The following is a 14,823-nucleotide window of genomic DNA, read 5'->3' as shown; positions in this document are numbered from 1 at the left end:
TTGCACCGCAACGGGTTACATCTCAAAGAGAACGCCGTCAGCGTCGTGTCAGGGGCGTGTCAGCGCCGCCCCCGAACATTCCTGTCATGAACGAAACGCACAGCGCCCCCGCCGCGCAGCAGACCAACGGCTTCGTCGCGAAGCTCCTCGCCGACAAGCACTCCATCCCCCTGTCCATCGCCCTCCACCTCGTCCCCGGCGCCCTCATCGTCGCCGCCTACGCCTGGATCGGCGCGCCCATCAGCAGGGCCGCCGGACTCCCGATCTTCGCGGCCTGGGCCATCGGCCTCATGGTCGTGCTCCTCCCGCTCTGGTTCGGCCTGTTCTGGCTGGGCAAGCAGAAGACCGGCAAGTACACGATGCGCGGCGGCGTGGTCCGCTACCGCGACAAGCCCTTCTCGCGCGGCAAGATCACGCTGATCGGCATCGGGTTCCTGCTCTACATGACCGTCGTGTCGCTCTCGCTGGCGCCGCTCGACGCCTGGACCTACGACACCTTCTTCACCTGGGTGACCTTCGAGGGCTCCGGGAGCTCCGGCACCACCTACCTCGACGCGTACGACAAGGGCACCATCGTCACCACCATGCTCATCTTCGGCGGCTTCACCGGGTTCCTCCTGCCGCTGATCGAGGAGTACTACTTCCGCGGCTTCCTCCTGCCCCGCCTCCCGCAGCTCGGCCGCTGGGCGCCGCTGTTCAACACCGCGCTGTTCTCGATCTACCACTTCTGGGCGATCTGGACGGTCCCCTCGAAGATCCTCTTCCTGCTCCCGGGCGTCTGGTTCGTCTGGGGCAAGCACGACATCCGCGCCTCCATCTGGATGCACCCGGGCTCGGCGCTCCTGATGACCGTCGTCGGCACCACCGCCTACATGACCGGCCTCATGTGAGCCCGCAGCACGCGAGCGGCGCCCTCCCGACCGGGAGGGCGCCGCTTCACGTCGTCGTCATCCGGCCCGCAGGACCAGCGTGCACCGGCCCGAGCGGGGGAGCGGCACGTACAGACGAATCCCCTGGGCCGCATCGGTACCGCCGAGGTGCGTGTAGTCCTCCCCGGGGTGGTAGCCGCGGGTGAAGGCGCCCCTGGCGTCCACTTCGACCGAGATCCGGTCCGCCCCGTGCCGGTAGACCGCCGCGGTCCCCTCGGGCTCGAAACCGCCCTCGACGGGGCGCACGCCTTCGAGTCCGCCCCCGTCGCGGAACGCCAGCTCCAGGACCTGCCGCACCCGCCCCGGATCGGCCTCGATCTTCACGGCCACCTCACGTTCCCCCACGGTGACCTCGATCCTGGTCTCCAGGGCGACCGGTTCGGCGGGCCGGTGCGCGAAGTCCATCGACGCCGAGAACCGGCCCTCGTCGGCCAGGTCGTACACCGCGTCCTCCCGCCGGAACCCGTCCGGCAGCGGCCCGTAGTACGCCGCACTCGCCTTCTCCCGCAGGAGGAACGTGTTGCCGTCCGCGGCGAGCCCGTCGGCCCGGAACGGCCCGAGCCCGAAGAAGTCCCGCGAGAGCCGCACCGAGTCCAGGACCGCCGCGCCCGCGAACACCCGCAGGAACGTCGGGTTCGTCGCCAGCCCCGAGCGGATGCGCCCGTGCGCGGCGTAGTCCGAACCGCCGTACACCGTCACCGCGAAGTCCCCGTCGCGCGCCACGGCCAGGCCCGACCCGGGGGACACCACGGTCCCGGCCTTCCGGGGCTCGGCCGCGGGGAGCGGCCCGGCCAGGTCCGGTTCGAGGAGGATCTCCGTCAGCGCCGCAGCCGGGTCCGCGATCCCCCCGATGCCTTCGGCGACGGCCGCGAAGTCGCCGCGGCCGCGCCGGATCGCGAAGCGCCGGAACTGCGTCAGGAACGGCGCCAAGGGGATCGTCCCCTTCTGGTCCTGCCGCCGCGAGTGGACCGTCTCCACGGTCCCGTCCGGCAGCGCCGCCGCCGCGACCGCCTTCAGGCTCCGCTCGACCAGGTCGAGCAGCGCCGGGCGGCCAAGGTGCTCACCGAGGGCGATGAGCGCCGGGTTCGACACCCACAGCGCGTAGTTCGGGCTCCGCTCCGAATACCAGCCGTCGGCGTCGATGTCGACGCCCTCGGCCAGCCATTCCTCGATCCGCGCGGCGATCCGCCCGTCGGGCCAGTGCCGGTTGAGCTTCGCGAGTGCCGACGACAGCTCCCACCGGTGGTTCGGCGTGTGGAGCCCGCCCAGGCGCAGCGGCCCGGCCGCGGCCAGCGCGATCCGCTCCAGCGCGTCCTTCAGGTCCGGCAGGCCCTCCGGGGCGATCGCCAAGAGCGCGTACGTGTCGCACAGGTCGTTGACCGTGAACGCCGTGTCGGGCGGGGACGCGAAGTTCTCCCCGTCGAACAGGCCGTTGTCCGCCTGCATCCCGGCCAGGTGCTCCACGAGCCGCAGCGCGGCCGTCTGCGCCTGCGCCGATCCGTAGAACTCGGACGCCGGGTTCACCGCGCACGCCACCAGGGTCCGCGCGGCGCCCATGACCTGCCGGTGGTGCGGGTCGGACGCCGCCAGGGCGTCGGCCCCGGCGAGGACCTCCCGTGCGAGCGCGTCGGCGGCCGCGGTGACGGCCGCCGCGAAGTCAGTCCTTGAGTCCGGCATTGATGTCCTCGTTCATGACGTACTTCTGGAACACGATGAAGATGAGCACGAGCGGCAGGATCGACATCACCGACGCGGCGAGCAGCAGCGGCCAGTCGATGTTCTCGGCGCCCACGATGCTGCGCAGCGCGATCTGGAGCGTGAACTTCCGCTCGTCGCCGACGACGATGAGCGGCCACACGTAGTCGTTCCAGCGCCACTGGAACGAGAAGATCGCGAGCGTCATGATGATCGGCCGCGACATCGGCAGCATGATCCGGAAGAAGATCCCGGCCTCGCGGGCGCCGTCGATGCGCGCGGCCTCCACGATGTCGTCGGGCACCGACAGGAAGAACTGCCGGAACATGAACACGCCGGTGGCCGTGAGGATCGAGGGCACCACGAGGCCCGCGAACGAGTCGTACATGCCGAGGTCGCGGATGACGATGAACGTCGGCGAGAGGATGACCTCCGTGGGGAGCATCGTCGTCGCGAGGATGCAGATGAAGAAGACCCGCACCCACCGCTGCTCCCGGTACTTCGCGAGCGCGTACCCGCACATCGCGCTCGCCATGACCGTCAGGACCGTGGTGGTCAGGGCGACGGCGAGCGTGTTCGAGAAGTACAGCATGAAGTCGAAGCGGCCCCACGCCTTCTCGAACCCCGCGACCGTGGGGTCCTCGGGGAGGAACGACAGCGGGTACTGGAACAGCTCGGAGCCGGGTTTGAAGGCGCTGAGCAGGAACCACAGCATCGGGAACGCGTACACGGCGGCGAGGAGCCACAGGAACGCGGTCAGCGGCACGGAGGCGCCGAGCTCGCGGGTCCTCTTGGCGCGGCGGGTGTCCGGGCGGCCGGTCGTCAGGGTGCTCATACGGCTCGCCTCCGGTTGACCCACATCTGGAGCAGCGCGATGGACAGCAGGATGACCATGAGGACCATGGACACGGCGCTGGCGTATCCGACGTCGGCCCGTTTGAAGCCGGTCTCGTAGATGTACTGGGTGAGCATGACGTTGGAGGTGCCGGGTCCGCCGCCGTTGAGGGCCTGGACCATCGCGAACTCCTTCATGGCGCCGAGGGAGGACAGGAGCACCACGAGGAACGAGGTGGGGGCGATGGACGGGAGCGTGATGTGGCGGAACCGCTGCCAGGCGTTGGCGCCGTCGATCTCGGCGGCCTCGTAGTACGCGCGGGGCACGTTCTTGAGGGCCGCGATGAAGATGAGCATGTTGAACGCGGTGCCGCCCCAGGTGGCGGCCATGACGACGACCATGAGGGCGAGGTCGGCGTTCGTCTGCCACGCGAGGGGGTCGTTGCCGAGCTCGGTGACGACGTAGTTGACGAAGCCGAAGCTCTCGCCGAACATCCACCGCCACACGACGCCCGCGACGATGGGGGAGATGAGCCACGGGAAGAAGAACACGATCTTCGCGACCGATCCGCCCTTGGCGTACTTGGAGACCAGGAGCGAGGCGACGGTCAGCGACATGGCGTACACGAGCGGCACGGACAGCACGGTGTACAGCAGGGACCTGACGAGCGCCTGGTAGAAGGTGGGGTCGCCGAAGAGCTTCTCGTAGTTGGCGAGGCCGATGAAGTCGTAGGTCCCGATCCCGGTGTAGTCGGTGAAGGAGTAGATCAGGCCCAGGCTGCCGGGCCAGACGAAGAACACTCCGAACAGGACGATGTTGAGGCCGGCGAGCACCAGGGGCGCGGACCGGTAGCGGGGGCGGCGGGGGGCCGTACCGGGCCGCTTGCGCGGTCCGGTACGGCGCTCGTCCGCGATGGCGGTGGCCGTCAAGGTCTACTCGCAGATGATGTTCTCGTTGAGCGAAGCGAGGATGTTCGCGATGGTGGCGGCGACGTCCTGCTCCCCGTTGGCGAGTTTGACGGCCTCGTCCTTGAGGGGGTCGGCGTCGGAGCCGGAGGTCTGGCCCTTGTAGACCATCTCCAGGGCGGTGCGCTCCTGCGCGGCGGCGGCGTCGGCGGAGTTGGCGATCTCGTCGTTGTATAGGTCGAAGCTCGCCTGGGCGTCGCCGTAATCGATGTCGAGGCCCTGGACGACGGGGAGGAACCCGGAGATCTCGGAGATCTCGGTGTAGTTCTCGGGGGCGAACAGCCAGTTCAGGAAGTCCAGGGCGGCCTTGGACCTGTCGCCGCTGTAGACCACGATGTAGCCGCCGCCGAGGTTGGTGGCGCGGCGGGTCTGGGCGGGCATGAGGGCCGAGGCCCACTCGAAGTCGGCGATGTTCGCCTGGAAGTCGGCGACCTGCCACGACCCGGAGTAGTAGGCGGCGACCTGGCCGGACTTGAAGAGGGCGTTCGCGTCGTCGCCGGAGACCCACACGGAGCGGGGCATGACGTCGTCGTCGTTGATGTCGGCGAAGAACTGGAGCGCCGCGGTGGTCTCGGCTTCCTTGGTCGAGTACGTGCAGTCGTCGCCGAGGGTGAACCCGTCGGACCCGAACTGGTACATGAAGGAGCGCAGGCGGTGCGAGGACGGGTCCATGACGAGCCCGTAGCGCGCTCCAGTCGCGGCCTTCACCTCCTTGACCGCGGCGAGAAATGAGTCCCACGTCCACAGCTGGTCCGCGGTGGTCGGGTAGGTGACGCCGGCCTGGTCGAAGAGGCTCTTGTTGACGTAGAGGCCCACGGCGGTGAGGTCGGTGAGGAAGGTCGGGACGGCGCCGTCCTCGTTCTCGGCGAGGAGGCTCTCCATGACGCCGCGCTCGGCGGCGAGGTCCGAGAGGTCTTCGAGCCGGTTCATCCAGATCGGGTCGATCGCGGTGACGCGGGCGAGGTCGGGGAGGCCGTCGGCCTGGGCCGCGTTGCGCAGGCGGGTGCCGAAGTCGTCGTAGGGGATGTCGTCGATGTCGATCTCGACGCCGGTCTCCTCGAAGTACTTGTCGGCCATCTTCTGGAAGCCGCCGCCCTGGTTGGCGTCGCCCGACAGCCAGAACTTGAGCTTGTCGGCGCCGCCTTCGTCGTCGTCGCCGCCGATGAACCCGCAGGCGCTGAGGGGGAGGGCCGCCGCACCGGCGGTGCCGGCGCTGAGGACGAGTCTTCTCTTCATTGAGCTCTCATTTCGAGTAAGGGGATGCGAGTGCCACAGGTCACTCGGTCAAGCGCTTGCCCGAAACTACCAGACTTTCGACTAGCGCGCGACAGTAGGTCCCCACCAGTGCTTTTGCAGGCCCCGGACACGTCCTTCCGGGGCCTGCGGGCATCGTTGCGGCGCTTGGGTACTCGAATGAAAGCCCTGGTGTCAGTCGCCCTTCGCGGCGACCGCCTCCTCCGCGGCCTTCGCGGGCTCGGGCCTCGCGGCCCGCTCGGCCGCCGCGGCGGCCTCCACGGCCTCGTCGGCCGCCCGCGTCAGCAGCTCGGCCGTGCGCTGGGCGGTGCGCTCGGCGGCCTCGAAGAGCGCGGACATGACGACGAGCGTCGAGCCGATGAGCACCAGCGCGAGCCCGGCGGCGCCGCCGGAGACGAGGAAGGGCATCTGGCCGTCGACGTAGGCCAGCTCGGCCATGCCCATCCAGCCGAAGGTGAGGACCGCGCCGCCGGCCAGCCAGAAGAGGATGCCGAGCAGACGCAAACGGGCGGTAGGGGAACCGGACACAATTGACTCCATTGGGGACGTATGAGGGATCGTCGGAAATCCGTTACCACGGGGTAACCAAATCTATCAATATTTTGGTACCTTGTGACAGATGCCATAGCCCGTTTTCTCCTGAAGGGTGACCTTTCATGGTGATGCATTCCCCCGTCCGGCGCCTCCTCGTCACCGCCGCGGCCGCCGCCCTCGGCGCCGCCGGGTTCGCCGCGGCCCCCGCCTCCGCCCAGACCGCCGAGATCCTCGGCGCCGACAGCCCCGACGCCATCCCCGGCTCCTACATCGTCGCCTTCGAGGACGGCGCCTCCGCCCAGGTCGTCGACGAGTTCGGCGGCGACGTCGTGACCGCCTTCGACTCCGTCGACGCCGTCCTCGCCACCATGACCGAGCGCGAGGCCGAACGCCTCGCCGCCGACCCGGACGTCGCCTACGTCGAGCAGAACCAGGTCATCGAGACCCAAGCGACCCAAGCGGACCCGCCGTCCTGGGGCCTCGACCGCATCGACCAGGCCGCCCTCCCGCTCGACGCGTCCTACACCTATCCCAACGCCGGAGCGGGCGTCCACGCCTACATCATCGACACCGGCATCTGGGCCGCCACCGCCGACTTCTCCGGCCGCACCGCCACCGGCTACTCCGCGATCCTCCCCGGCCTCCAGGGCCTCGACTGCAACGGCCACGGCACCCACGTCGCCGGGACCGTCGGCGGCACGACCTACGGGGTCGCCAAGCAGGTCACCATCGTCCCCGTCCAGGTCCTCAACTGCCTCGGCTCCGGCACCACCGCCGGCGTCGTCCAAGGCGTCGACTGGGTCACCGCCAACGCCGTCAAGCCCGCCGTCGCCAACATGAGCCTCGGCGGCGGCCTCTCCGACGCCCTCGACGCGGCCGTCGCCGCCTCCATCGCCTCCGGCGTAACCTACGCCGTCGCCGCGGGCAACGAGACCGCCGACGCCTGCGGCGTCTCGCCCGCCCGCACCCCCGCCGCGATCACCGTCGCGGCCTCCACCGACGCCGACGCCCGCGCCGACTTCTCCAACTTCGGCTCCTGCGTCGACCTCTTCGCCCCCGGCCAGGACATCACCTCGCCCTACCTCCTCGGCACCCCGTCCTCCCTGAGCGGCACCTCCATGGCCTCCCCGCACGTCGCCGGAGCCGCCGCCGTCTACCTCTCCGCCCACCCGACCGCCACCCCCGCGCAAGTCGCCGCCGCCCTCACCGGCGCCGCCACGACCGGCGCCGTCACCGACGTCCAGGGCAGCCCGAACCTGCTGCTCCGCGTCACCGCCTAGCCGCACGACCAGTAGGACCCGGCCCCGCGCCGGGTCCTACGCGTTTCCGCCCTCCGCCGCGACGGACACCCGGTCCGCGCATCCGCTCGCATCGATGCCCCACACTGGTCCTCCGCCGCGCTCCGCTGGAAGCGAACACGGAGCCCAGGCGCGTCCGATCGTCGCCCGGACGGGCTAAGGTCTGGATTGGCAGCAACGCCGAGCCCATATCGCCGAGACAGAATGAAGGTGCAAAGACATGGAGCATTCGATTCCATTCTCCTCGCAGCTGGAGAAGGACGTCGTCAACGCGATCGCCCGCCGCGGCGGTGGCGGCGCCGCCGAGCCCGGTCTGGACGCCATGGTCTTCGACCGGTTGCTCAAGGAGCGCATCATCTTCCTCGGCTCCGAGGTCACCTCCGAGCTCGCCAACCGCCTCTGCGCCCAGCTCATCCTGCTGGAGGCCGAAGACGACGAGCGCGACATCAAGCTCTACATCAACTCGCCCGGCGGCTCGGTCTACGACGGCATGGCCATCTACGACACCATGCAGTTCATCAAGAACGACGTCCAGACCATCGCCATGGGCATGGCCGCCTCCATGGGCCAGCTGCTCCTGTGCGCCGGCACCTCGGGCAAGCGCTACGCGCTCCCGCACGCGCGCATCATGATGCACCAGCCCTCCGGCGGCATCGGCGGCACCGCCTCCGACGTGGCGATCCTCGCCGAGCAGATGCTCTACACCAAGCAGATGTTCCAGGAGCGCGTCGCCCACCACACCGGCCGCACGATCGAGGAGATCGAGCGCGACTCCGACCGCGACCGCTGGTTCACCGCCGCCGAGGCGAAGGACTACGGCTTCATCGACCACGTCGTCCAGCGGGTTTCCGAAGTCCCCGCCGAGGGCAACTAGACCAACCAGGAGGGGAACCTGATGATGGACATCCACGCCCAGTCCGGAGCGTTCGACCCGCGGGCCCGCTACATCGTCCCGTCGTTCACCGAGAAGACCTCGTACGGGATCAAGGAGATGAACCCGTACAACAAGATGTTCGAGGACCGCATCATCTTCCTCGGGTCCCCCGTGGACGACACCTCGGCGAACGACATCATGAGCCAGCTGATCGTCCTGGAGGGCAACGACCCCGACCGGGACATCATCATGTACATCAACTCGCCCGGCGGCTCGCTCACCGCGCTCATGGCCATCTACGACACCATGCAGTACGTGCGCCCGGACATCCAGACCGTGTGCATGGGCCAGGCCGCCTCCGCGGCCGCCGTGCTCCTCGCCGCCGGGACCCCCGGCAAGCGCACCGCGCTGCCGAACTCCCGCGTGATCATCCACCAGCCCGCCACCGAAGGCACCTTCGGCCAGGCGTCCGACATGGAGATCCAGGCCCGCGAGATCATGCGCATGCGCGACCAGCTGGAGAAGATCCTCGCCCGCCACACCGGCCAGGACGTCACGAAGGTCCGCCGCGACATCGAGCGCGACAAGATCTTCACCGCCGAGGACGCCGTCGCGTACGGCATCGTCGACAACGTCCTGACCTACCGCAAGAAGAACGCCCTGCCGGCCGAAGCCGCCGCGTAGGACGCGCATCCGCAGGAAGCGCGCGGCGGGCCCGCCCGGCCCGCCGCGCCTCCCCGCGGCCCCGGACCCCCGTCTCCCGCCGATCGCCCCCGAGCCCTGCCCGTCCGCGATACCGTGGCGCTGGCGCACCCGCCGCCCGGTACCGGACCCGCCATCACGGTCTGAGACTGCCCTGGCGCCGTGGCCGCAAATGCGAAATACTGGATCGAGACACCGGTTCGTCCTGAATCAACGGAGCAATGCACGCACGCTCGGCGGCCCTGGATCGCATGCCGCCGAGGGAGGGAGTTACCGCGATGGCCCCACGCCTGGGTGACAGCGAGATCTTGAAGTGCTCGTTCTGCTCGAAGTCGCAGCGGCAGGTGCGCAAGCTCATCGCGGGTCCGAACAACGTGTACATCTGCGACGAGTGCATCGACCTGTGCAACGAGATCATCGAAGAGGAGTTCGCCGAGGACGCCGAGGTGGTCTGGGAGGACCTGCCGAAGCCCAAGGAGATCGTCGAGTTCCTCGACCAGTGGGTGATCGGCCAGGACCACGCGAAGCGCGCGCTCGCGGTCGCGGTCTACAACCACTACAAGCGGGTCCAGCTCGACGAGCTCGGCTCGGTCCGCGGCGGCGACCACGTCGAGCTCCAGAAGTCGAACATCCTCATGGTCGGCCCCACCGGCTCCGGCAAGACCCACCTCGCGCAGACCCTCGCCCGGATGCTCGACGTCCCGTTCGCCATCGCGGACGCCACGGCCCTCACCGAGGCCGGGTACGTCGGCGACGACGTGGAGAACATCCTCCTCAAGCTCATCCAGGCCGCGGACTTCGACGTCAAGCGCGCCGAGACCGGCATCATCTACATCGACGAGATCGACAAGGCCGGACGCAAGGCCGACAACCCGTCGATCACCCGCGACGTCTCCGGCGAGGGCGTCCAGCAGGCCCTCCTGAAGATCCTCGAAGGCACGATCTCCTCGGTCCCCCCGCAGGGCGGGCGCAAGCACCCCCAGCAGGACCACATCCAGATCGACACCACGAACATCCTCTTCATCTGCGGCGGCGCGTTCGCCGGGATCGAGGAGATCATCAAGAGCCGCATCGGGAAGCGCACCGTCGGCTTCACCGCCCCGCTGCACGCCGAGGACGCCGAGGGGGACGCGATCGTCTCCCAGGTCATGCCCGACGACCTGCTCAAGTACGGGCTCATCCCCGAGATGGTCGGGCGCCTCCCGATCCTCACCACCGTCGACCACCTCGACCAGGCCGCGCTCCTGCGCATCCTCACCGAGCCACGCAACGCCCTGGTCAAGCAGTACCAGCGCCTCCTCGAACTCGACGGCGTCGAGCTGGAGTTCCACCAGGACGCCCTCGAACCGATCGTCGAGTCCGCGCTCCTGCGCGGCACCGGTGCGCGGGGCCTGCGGGCGATCATGGAGGAGGTCCTCCAGCCCGTCATGTTCGAGATCCCCTCGCGCGCCGACGAGGTCGCGAAGGTCGAGATCACCGCCGACGTGGTGCGGCGCAACGTCAACCCGACGCTCGTGCCGCGCACGAAGGCCACGCCGAGGCGCGCAGTGCGCCCGCGCCGCGAGAAGTCGGCCTGAGCCCGGGGGCTCAGTCCTCCTTGTTGTCGTCGCGCAGGCGGCGGTCGATGTCCCGCAGGAAGTCGGGGTCGTCGTCGGGGGCCACCGGGCCCTTGGGGTTCCTGGGCCCGCCGGCGTTCCCGGTGCGGCCCGTGCCCGGCTGCGGGCGCGGCGGCCGCGCCCGGCCGATCGAGAACCAGAGGATGCCGCCCGCGACCGGCACGAGCAGGATGATGACGACCCACCACCCGCGCGTGAGCTTCCGGGGTTGGTGCTCGCCCCCAAGGCAATCGGCGAGCGCCGCGATGACCAGCGCCAGGTGCGCCAGGAACAGGAAGACGAACGCGCGGATCATGTCCCCAATCATGCCCGCTTGCCGCCATCGGGACAACAACGGCTCGGGGTGTTGCGCCCTCCGTGGTGTTACTCGTTGGTAACTTCGTAGGATATAGTCGGCCCTAGGCTCAGGGTCGGGTGCAAGGCCCTTTACTGTGTCGCCAAGTCGCCAAGAACGACCTCGGAGGTTGGTCTATGAACATCGTGGTTCTGGTCAAGCAGGTCCCCGACTCGGGGCTCGCGAGACAACTGGACGCCCAGTTGCGGGTGGACCGCAACGGCGCCAACAACGTCATGGGCGAGCTCGACGAATACGCCGTCGAAGCCGCGCTCGCGCTGAAGGAGGCCCACGGCGGCGAGGTCACCGTCCTCACCCTCGGCCCCTCCCAGGCCACCGAGACCGTGCGCAAGGTCCTCGCGATGGGCGCCGACAAGGCCGTCCACGTCGAGGACGACGCCGTCGGCGGGTCCGACGCCCTCACCACCTCCGCGATCCTCGCCGCCGCGCTCGGCCGCCTTGAGTGGGACCTCGTCATCGCCGGAGCCGAGTCCACCGACTCGAACATGGGCGTCATGCCCCAGCTCCTGGCCGCCCGCACCGGCGCCCCGGCCCTGACCGGGGCCCGCAAGATCGAGACCGACGGGGCCTCGATCACCGTGGAGCACCAGCGCGCCAACGGGTACGACGTGCTCAACGCGCCCCTGCCCGCGATCGTCTCGGTGTGGGACACCATCAACACCCCGCGCTACCCGTCGCTCAAGGGCATCATGGCCGCCAAGCGCAAGCCGGTCGAGACCCTCACGCTCGCCGACCTGGGCGTCGAGGCCGCCGGTCCGTCCGCCGCCTGGAACGAGGTCGTCGAGGCCGCCGCGCGCCCCGAGCGCTCCGCGGGCCAGATCGTCACCGACGAAGGCCAGGGCGGGTCCGCCCTCGCCGGATTCCTCGCCGCCGAGAAGTTCATTTAGGAGCCCGTGATGACCGACATCCTCGTGTATGTACCGAACTCCGGCAAGCACGCCGCCGAGGTCCTCACCCTCGCGCGCTCCCTCGGCGACGTCTCCGCGATCGCCTTCGACGACGCCGCCGCCGCGCTCGCGGGGGAGTACGGCGCCGCCAAGGTCTACCGCGTGGAGGCCCCGGGCGCCGACGACTACTTCGTGGACCCGAAGGCCGCGGTCCTCACCGACCTGGCGCGCAATGCGAACCCGGGCGTGTTCCTGCTGCCGAGCACCGACGAGGGCAAGGCCCTCGCCGCGCGCGTGGCCGTGGCGCTCGACAACGGCCTCATGACCGACGTGTCCGGCCTCGACGCCGACGGCAACGCGACCCAGGACGCCTTCGCGGGCGCGGTGATCGTGAAATCCAAGCCCACCAAGGGATTCGCTCTCGCGACGGTGAAGTCCGGCGCGACCGAGCCGTCCCCGGCCCCGGGCTCCCCCGCGGTCGAAGCGGTGAACGCCGCGGTGGCCGAGGCGGACCAGCGCGTCAAGGTGGTGCAGCGGGTGGACGAGCCCGCCGGGGACCGCCCGGCCCTGTCGGAGGCGCGCATCGTCGTCTCGGGCGGGCGCGGCGTGGGCTCGGCTGAGGACTTCGCGCTCATCGAGCGCGTCGCCGACTCGCTCGGCGGCGCGGTCGGCGCCTCGCGCGCGGCGACCGACGCCGGGTACTACCCGCACAAGTTCCAGGTCGGCCAGACCGGCACCACCGTGAGCCCGCAGCTGTACGTCGCGGCGGGCATCTCCGGCGCGATCCAGCACCGCGCGGGCATGCAGACCTCGCGGGTCATCGTGGCCGTCAACAAGGACGCCGACGCCCCGATCTTCGGCATGGCCGACTTCGGCGTCGTCGGCGACCTCTTCCAGGTCCTCCCGCAGGCCCTCGAAGAGATCGAGAAGCGCAAGTAATACGCGAACGACCGTCGGCCGGTCCGCCCCGAGGGCGGACCGGCCGCGTTGTGCGCGAAGGGTTCTCAGGTTCGCAGTCGCCCCCGGCTTCAAAGGTGCCCGGTGGGTCCGACATCGGGATCGGGGCGGGCGTCCCGTGGACCGGAAGGCCGTCACTCGGTCGTAACAGTCGTGGGTTAGGCTTCCCGGAGCCCCTCGTTATAGAGAACCTACATATGATGTTGGAGGAATCCGCAATGGTCGCCTCAACTGGCACGATCGCCGCTCCCCGCGTGCTCGCCGACCTCCTGCCCGCCTCGACGCGGGCCGCCGCGCTCGTGCGGGACGCCGTGCTGGTGCTCGCGGGCGCCGGGGCCGTCGGGGCCTCCGCGCAGGTCGCGTTCACCATCCCGCAGATCAGCCCGGTGCCGTTCGTGCTCACCACGTTCACCGTGCTCCTCGTCGGCGCGGCCTACGGCCCGCTGCGCGCGGCCCTCGCGCTCGGCCTGTACCTCGTCGCGGGCGCCGCGGGCGTCCCGTGGTTCACCGAGGGGACCTCCGGGTATGCGATGCCGACCTTCGGCTACATCATCGGCTTCCTCGCCGCCGCCGTCGCGGTCGGCTACCTCGCCAAGCGCGGCGGCGACCGGACCGTCGTGAAGACCGTGGGGCTCATGGTCGTCGGCAACGTCATCATGTACGCGTTCGGCGTCCCCTACCTCGCCGCCTCGCTCGACCTGAGCGCCTCGCAGGCCCTCGACGCCGGCATGGTCCCGTTCCTCGCGGGCGACTTCGTCAAGCTCGTCTTCGCGGCGCTCCTGCTCCCGGGCACCTGGTGGGCGGTCCAGAAGTTCCGCAACCAGGACTAGTCGACAGACACCAAGGGCGCCTTCGGCTTCGAGCCGCAGGCGCCCTTTTCCTATATCATATATCCTATAGGATATAGGGTTCGGGGGCCGGTCAGCTGATGTCCCAGCCGATGCCCAGCGCGCCCGGGCGCGGCACCGGCTCCGCCAGGGCGACCGTGCGGTTCGGGCCCAGCTGGAGGTCGCCGGTCTCGCGCTTCTCGCGCTGGAGGCTCGACTGGGCGAAGCGGTAGACCCGCTTCGGGACCGCGTCCGAGGCGAACCGCACCTGGAGCGAGTACTGGTCCACCGGGTACCGGAACGCGTTGCCGTGGCCGGAGGAGACGCCGCCGTTGCCCTGCACCACGATCTCGAACAGGTGGGTCGCGCCCTTCGGCAGCGGCGTGTCGAACACGATCTCCGCCAAGGCGACCGGGGCGTCGTCGTGGCGCAGCACGTTCGGCACGGTGCAGTCGCGGACCGGCTTGAACTCGATGTCGTCGATGTCGCAGCCGGTGTCGCCGCGGTAGAGCAGGATGTAGCGGTCCACGTCGTCGCGCCTGGCGCGCACGAGCATCGACAGCTCGAACACGGACTCCTGCCACTGGGAGTCGACATGGACGATGACCTGCTGGCTGAGGATGTCGAGGGTGTGCTCGCGGGACGCGGGCACCTGGTCGCACAGCTCGCGGACCGCGTCGCCGCCGAGGACCGCGTCGGGGCGGGGGAGCTGGCCGCGGATGGAGCGGGGGCCGCGGGCGCGCTTGGGGCCGAGGAGGACGCGGAGGGACCCGGCGGGGAGCTCCAGGAGGTCTTCGAGCGCGGTGACCGCCGCGAGGGACTCGGCGCGCTCGGGGCGGGAGCGGCCGGACTGCCAGTAGCTGAGGCTCGTCGTGGAGACGGTGATGCCGCGCATCGAGAGGCGGTGGCGGATGCGGTCGAGGCCGAGTCCGCTGGTCTGGATGGCGACGCGCAGCGCGGTGTGGAACGGCCCTGCGCGGAGCGCTTCGGCGAGCTCGGGCGTCATAGGCACACACTTTCTCTCGACACGGTCTGCGCGGTCGCTTCACAGCCCGGTCCGGGGCGGCGAGTCCTGTATACCGGAAAGGTAGGAGG

The 14,823-nt window shown here is 69.8% G+C and carries 15 protein-coding genes; 8 read left to right on the top strand and 7 right to left on the bottom strand.

What is annotated here, in order from left to right; all coding sequences use genetic code 11:
* Positions 1 to 86: 86 nt before the first annotated feature.
* Positions 87 to 890 (top strand): CPBP family intramembrane glutamic endopeptidase, encoded by an 804-nt coding sequence (locus tag AB0A65_RS22745; protein WP_359954141.1) that lies wholly within the window; start codon positions 87 to 89, stop codon positions 888 to 890.
* Positions 891 to 947: 57 nt separating this feature from the next.
* On the opposite strand, the gene AB0A65_RS22740 is transcribed toward AB0A65_RS22745, so the two are convergent.
* The 5 genes from AB0A65_RS22740 to AB0A65_RS22720 form a co-directional block, all read right to left on the bottom strand.
* Entirely contained in the window at positions 948 to 2,606 is a 1,659-nt protein-coding gene (locus AB0A65_RS22740; protein WP_359954139.1) for a hypothetical protein, read from the bottom strand.
* The gene (locus AB0A65_RS22735) at positions 2,587 to 3,339 is read right to left on the bottom strand and encodes a carbohydrate ABC transporter permease (RefSeq protein WP_359954329.1); all 753 of its coding nucleotides are present in this window, start codon (positions 3,337 to 3,339) and stop codon (positions 2,587 to 2,589) included. Before AB0A65_RS22735 ends, AB0A65_RS22740 begins: the two co-directional genes overlap by 20 nt.
* A 116-nt stretch (positions 3,340 to 3,455) precedes the next feature.
* Complete coding sequence (locus tag AB0A65_RS22730) at positions 3,456 to 4,295, bottom strand: sugar ABC transporter permease (RefSeq protein WP_359954327.1); 840 nt, start codon at positions 4,293 to 4,295, stop codon at positions 3,456 to 3,458.
* 96 nt (positions 4,296 to 4,391) lie between these two features.
* On the bottom strand, positions 4,392 to 5,660 hold the full coding sequence (locus AB0A65_RS22725; protein WP_359954137.1) for an extracellular solute-binding protein: 1,269 nt from the start codon (positions 5,658 to 5,660) through the stop codon (positions 4,392 to 4,394).
* 192 nt (positions 5,661 to 5,852) lie between these two features.
* Positions 5,853 to 6,206, bottom strand: a complete 354-nt coding sequence (locus AB0A65_RS22720; RefSeq protein ID WP_359954135.1) for a hypothetical protein — start codon at positions 6,204 to 6,206, stop codon at positions 5,853 to 5,855.
* Between the two features lie 128 nt (positions 6,207 to 6,334).
* On the opposite strand from AB0A65_RS22720, the gene AB0A65_RS22715 reads away from it, so the two are divergent.
* The 4 genes from AB0A65_RS22715 (at position 6,335) to clpX (ending at position 10,663) form a co-directional block, all read left to right on the top strand.
* Positions 6,335 to 7,492, top strand: a complete 1,158-nt coding sequence (locus AB0A65_RS22715) for a S8 family serine peptidase (RefSeq protein WP_359954133.1) — start codon at positions 6,335 to 6,337, stop codon at positions 7,490 to 7,492.
* 340 nt (positions 7,493 to 7,832) lie between these two features.
* Positions 7,833 to 8,384 (top strand): ATP-dependent Clp protease proteolytic subunit, encoded by a 552-nt coding sequence (locus AB0A65_RS22710; RefSeq protein WP_359954325.1) that lies wholly within the window; start codon positions 7,833 to 7,835, stop codon positions 8,382 to 8,384.
* 21 nt (positions 8,385 to 8,405) lie between these two features.
* Positions 8,406 to 9,068 (top strand): ATP-dependent Clp protease proteolytic subunit, encoded by a 663-nt coding sequence (locus AB0A65_RS22705; protein ID WP_359954131.1) that lies wholly within the window; start codon positions 8,406 to 8,408, stop codon positions 9,066 to 9,068.
* 296 nt (positions 9,069 to 9,364) lie between these two features.
* Positions 9,365 to 10,663 carry an ATP-dependent Clp protease ATP-binding subunit ClpX gene (gene clpX, locus AB0A65_RS22700; RefSeq protein ID WP_359954129.1) on the top strand — a complete coding sequence of 433 codons (1,299 nt, stop codon included), beginning with the start codon at positions 9,365 to 9,367 and terminating at the stop codon, positions 10,661 to 10,663.
* Between the two features lie 10 nt (positions 10,664 to 10,673).
* On the opposite strand, the gene AB0A65_RS22695 is transcribed toward clpX, so the two are convergent.
* Positions 10,674 to 10,997 carry a PLD nuclease N-terminal domain-containing protein gene (locus tag AB0A65_RS22695; RefSeq protein ID WP_359954127.1) on the bottom strand — a complete coding sequence of 108 codons (324 nt, stop codon included), beginning with the start codon at positions 10,995 to 10,997 and terminating at the stop codon, positions 10,674 to 10,676.
* 176 nt (positions 10,998 to 11,173) lie between these two features.
* On the opposite strand from AB0A65_RS22695, the gene AB0A65_RS22690 reads away from it, so the two are divergent.
* The 3 genes from AB0A65_RS22690 to AB0A65_RS22680 all read left to right on the top strand — a co-directional run bounded on the left by AB0A65_RS22690 (position 11,174) and on the right by AB0A65_RS22680 (position 13,731).
* A complete protein-coding gene (locus tag AB0A65_RS22690; RefSeq protein WP_359954125.1) occupies positions 11,174 to 11,944 on the top strand; it encodes an electron transfer flavoprotein subunit beta/FixA family protein in 771 nt (256 codons plus the stop codon).
* A 9-nt stretch (positions 11,945 to 11,953) separates the two neighbouring features.
* Positions 11,954 to 12,883: an electron transfer flavoprotein subunit alpha/FixB family protein gene (locus AB0A65_RS22685; protein WP_359954123.1), complete on the top strand. Its 930-nt coding sequence runs from the start codon at positions 11,954 to 11,956 to the stop codon at positions 12,881 to 12,883.
* 236 nt (positions 12,884 to 13,119) lie between these two features.
* Positions 13,120 to 13,731, top strand: a complete 612-nt coding sequence (locus tag AB0A65_RS22680; protein WP_359954121.1) for a biotin transporter BioY — start codon at positions 13,120 to 13,122, stop codon at positions 13,729 to 13,731.
* Between the two features lie 91 nt (positions 13,732 to 13,822).
* Here AB0A65_RS22680 and AB0A65_RS22675 read toward each other — a convergent pair whose 3' ends face one another.
* Positions 13,823 to 14,734 (bottom strand): hypothetical protein, encoded by a 912-nt coding sequence (locus AB0A65_RS22675; protein WP_359954119.1) that lies wholly within the window; start codon positions 14,732 to 14,734, stop codon positions 13,823 to 13,825.
* Positions 14,735 to 14,823 lie beyond the last annotated feature (89 nt).

It is taken from the genome of Glycomyces sp. NPDC047010, assembly GCF_040644205.1.
Taxonomy (GTDB): domain Bacteria; phylum Actinomycetota; class Actinomycetes; order Mycobacteriales; family Micromonosporaceae; genus Glycomyces.
Note: the sequence above shows the minus strand (reverse complement) of the source record. Positions and strands in the feature narration are given on the sequence as shown.

What these genes read in the sequence shown, in the direction of transcription:
- AB0A65_RS22745 (WP_359954141.1), top strand. Translation starts at nt 87, where the DNA reads ATGAACGAAACGCACAGCGCCCCCGCCGCGCAGCAGACCAACGGCTTC.
- AB0A65_RS22740 (WP_359954139.1), bottom strand. Translation starts at nt 2,606, where the DNA reads ATGCCGGACTCAAGGACTGACTTCGCGGCGGCCGTCACCGCGGCCGCC.
- AB0A65_RS22735 (WP_359954329.1), bottom strand. Translation starts at nt 3,339, where the DNA reads ATGCTGTGGTTCCTGCTCAGCGCCTTCAAACCCGGCTCCGAGCTGTTC.
- AB0A65_RS22725 (WP_359954137.1), bottom strand. Translation starts at nt 5,660, where the DNA reads ATGAAGAGAAGACTCGTCCTCAGCGCCGGCACCGCCGGTGCGGCGGCC.
- AB0A65_RS22715 (WP_359954133.1), top strand. Translation starts at nt 6,335, where the DNA reads ATGGTGATGCATTCCCCCGTCCGGCGCCTCCTCGTCACCGCCGCGGCC.
- AB0A65_RS22710 (WP_359954325.1), top strand. Translation starts at nt 7,833, where the DNA reads ATGGTCTTCGACCGGTTGCTCAAGGAGCGCATCATCTTCCTCGGCTCC.
- AB0A65_RS22705 (WP_359954131.1), top strand. Translation starts at nt 8,406, where the DNA reads ATGATGGACATCCACGCCCAGTCCGGAGCGTTCGACCCGCGGGCCCGC.
- clpX (WP_359954129.1), top strand. Translation starts at nt 9,365, where the DNA reads ATGGCCCCACGCCTGGGTGACAGCGAGATCTTGAAGTGCTCGTTCTGC.
- AB0A65_RS22695 (WP_359954127.1), bottom strand. Translation starts at nt 10,997, where the DNA reads ATGATCCGCGCGTTCGTCTTCCTGTTCCTGGCGCACCTGGCGCTGGTC.
- AB0A65_RS22690 (WP_359954125.1), top strand. Translation starts at nt 11,174, where the DNA reads ATGAACATCGTGGTTCTGGTCAAGCAGGTCCCCGACTCGGGGCTCGCG.
- AB0A65_RS22685 (WP_359954123.1), top strand. Translation starts at nt 11,954, where the DNA reads ATGACCGACATCCTCGTGTATGTACCGAACTCCGGCAAGCACGCCGCC.
- AB0A65_RS22680 (WP_359954121.1), top strand. Translation starts at nt 13,120, where the DNA reads ATGGTCGCCTCAACTGGCACGATCGCCGCTCCCCGCGTGCTCGCCGAC.
- AB0A65_RS22675 (WP_359954119.1), bottom strand. Translation starts at nt 14,734, where the DNA reads ATGACGCCCGAGCTCGCCGAAGCGCTCCGCGCAGGGCCGTTCCACACC.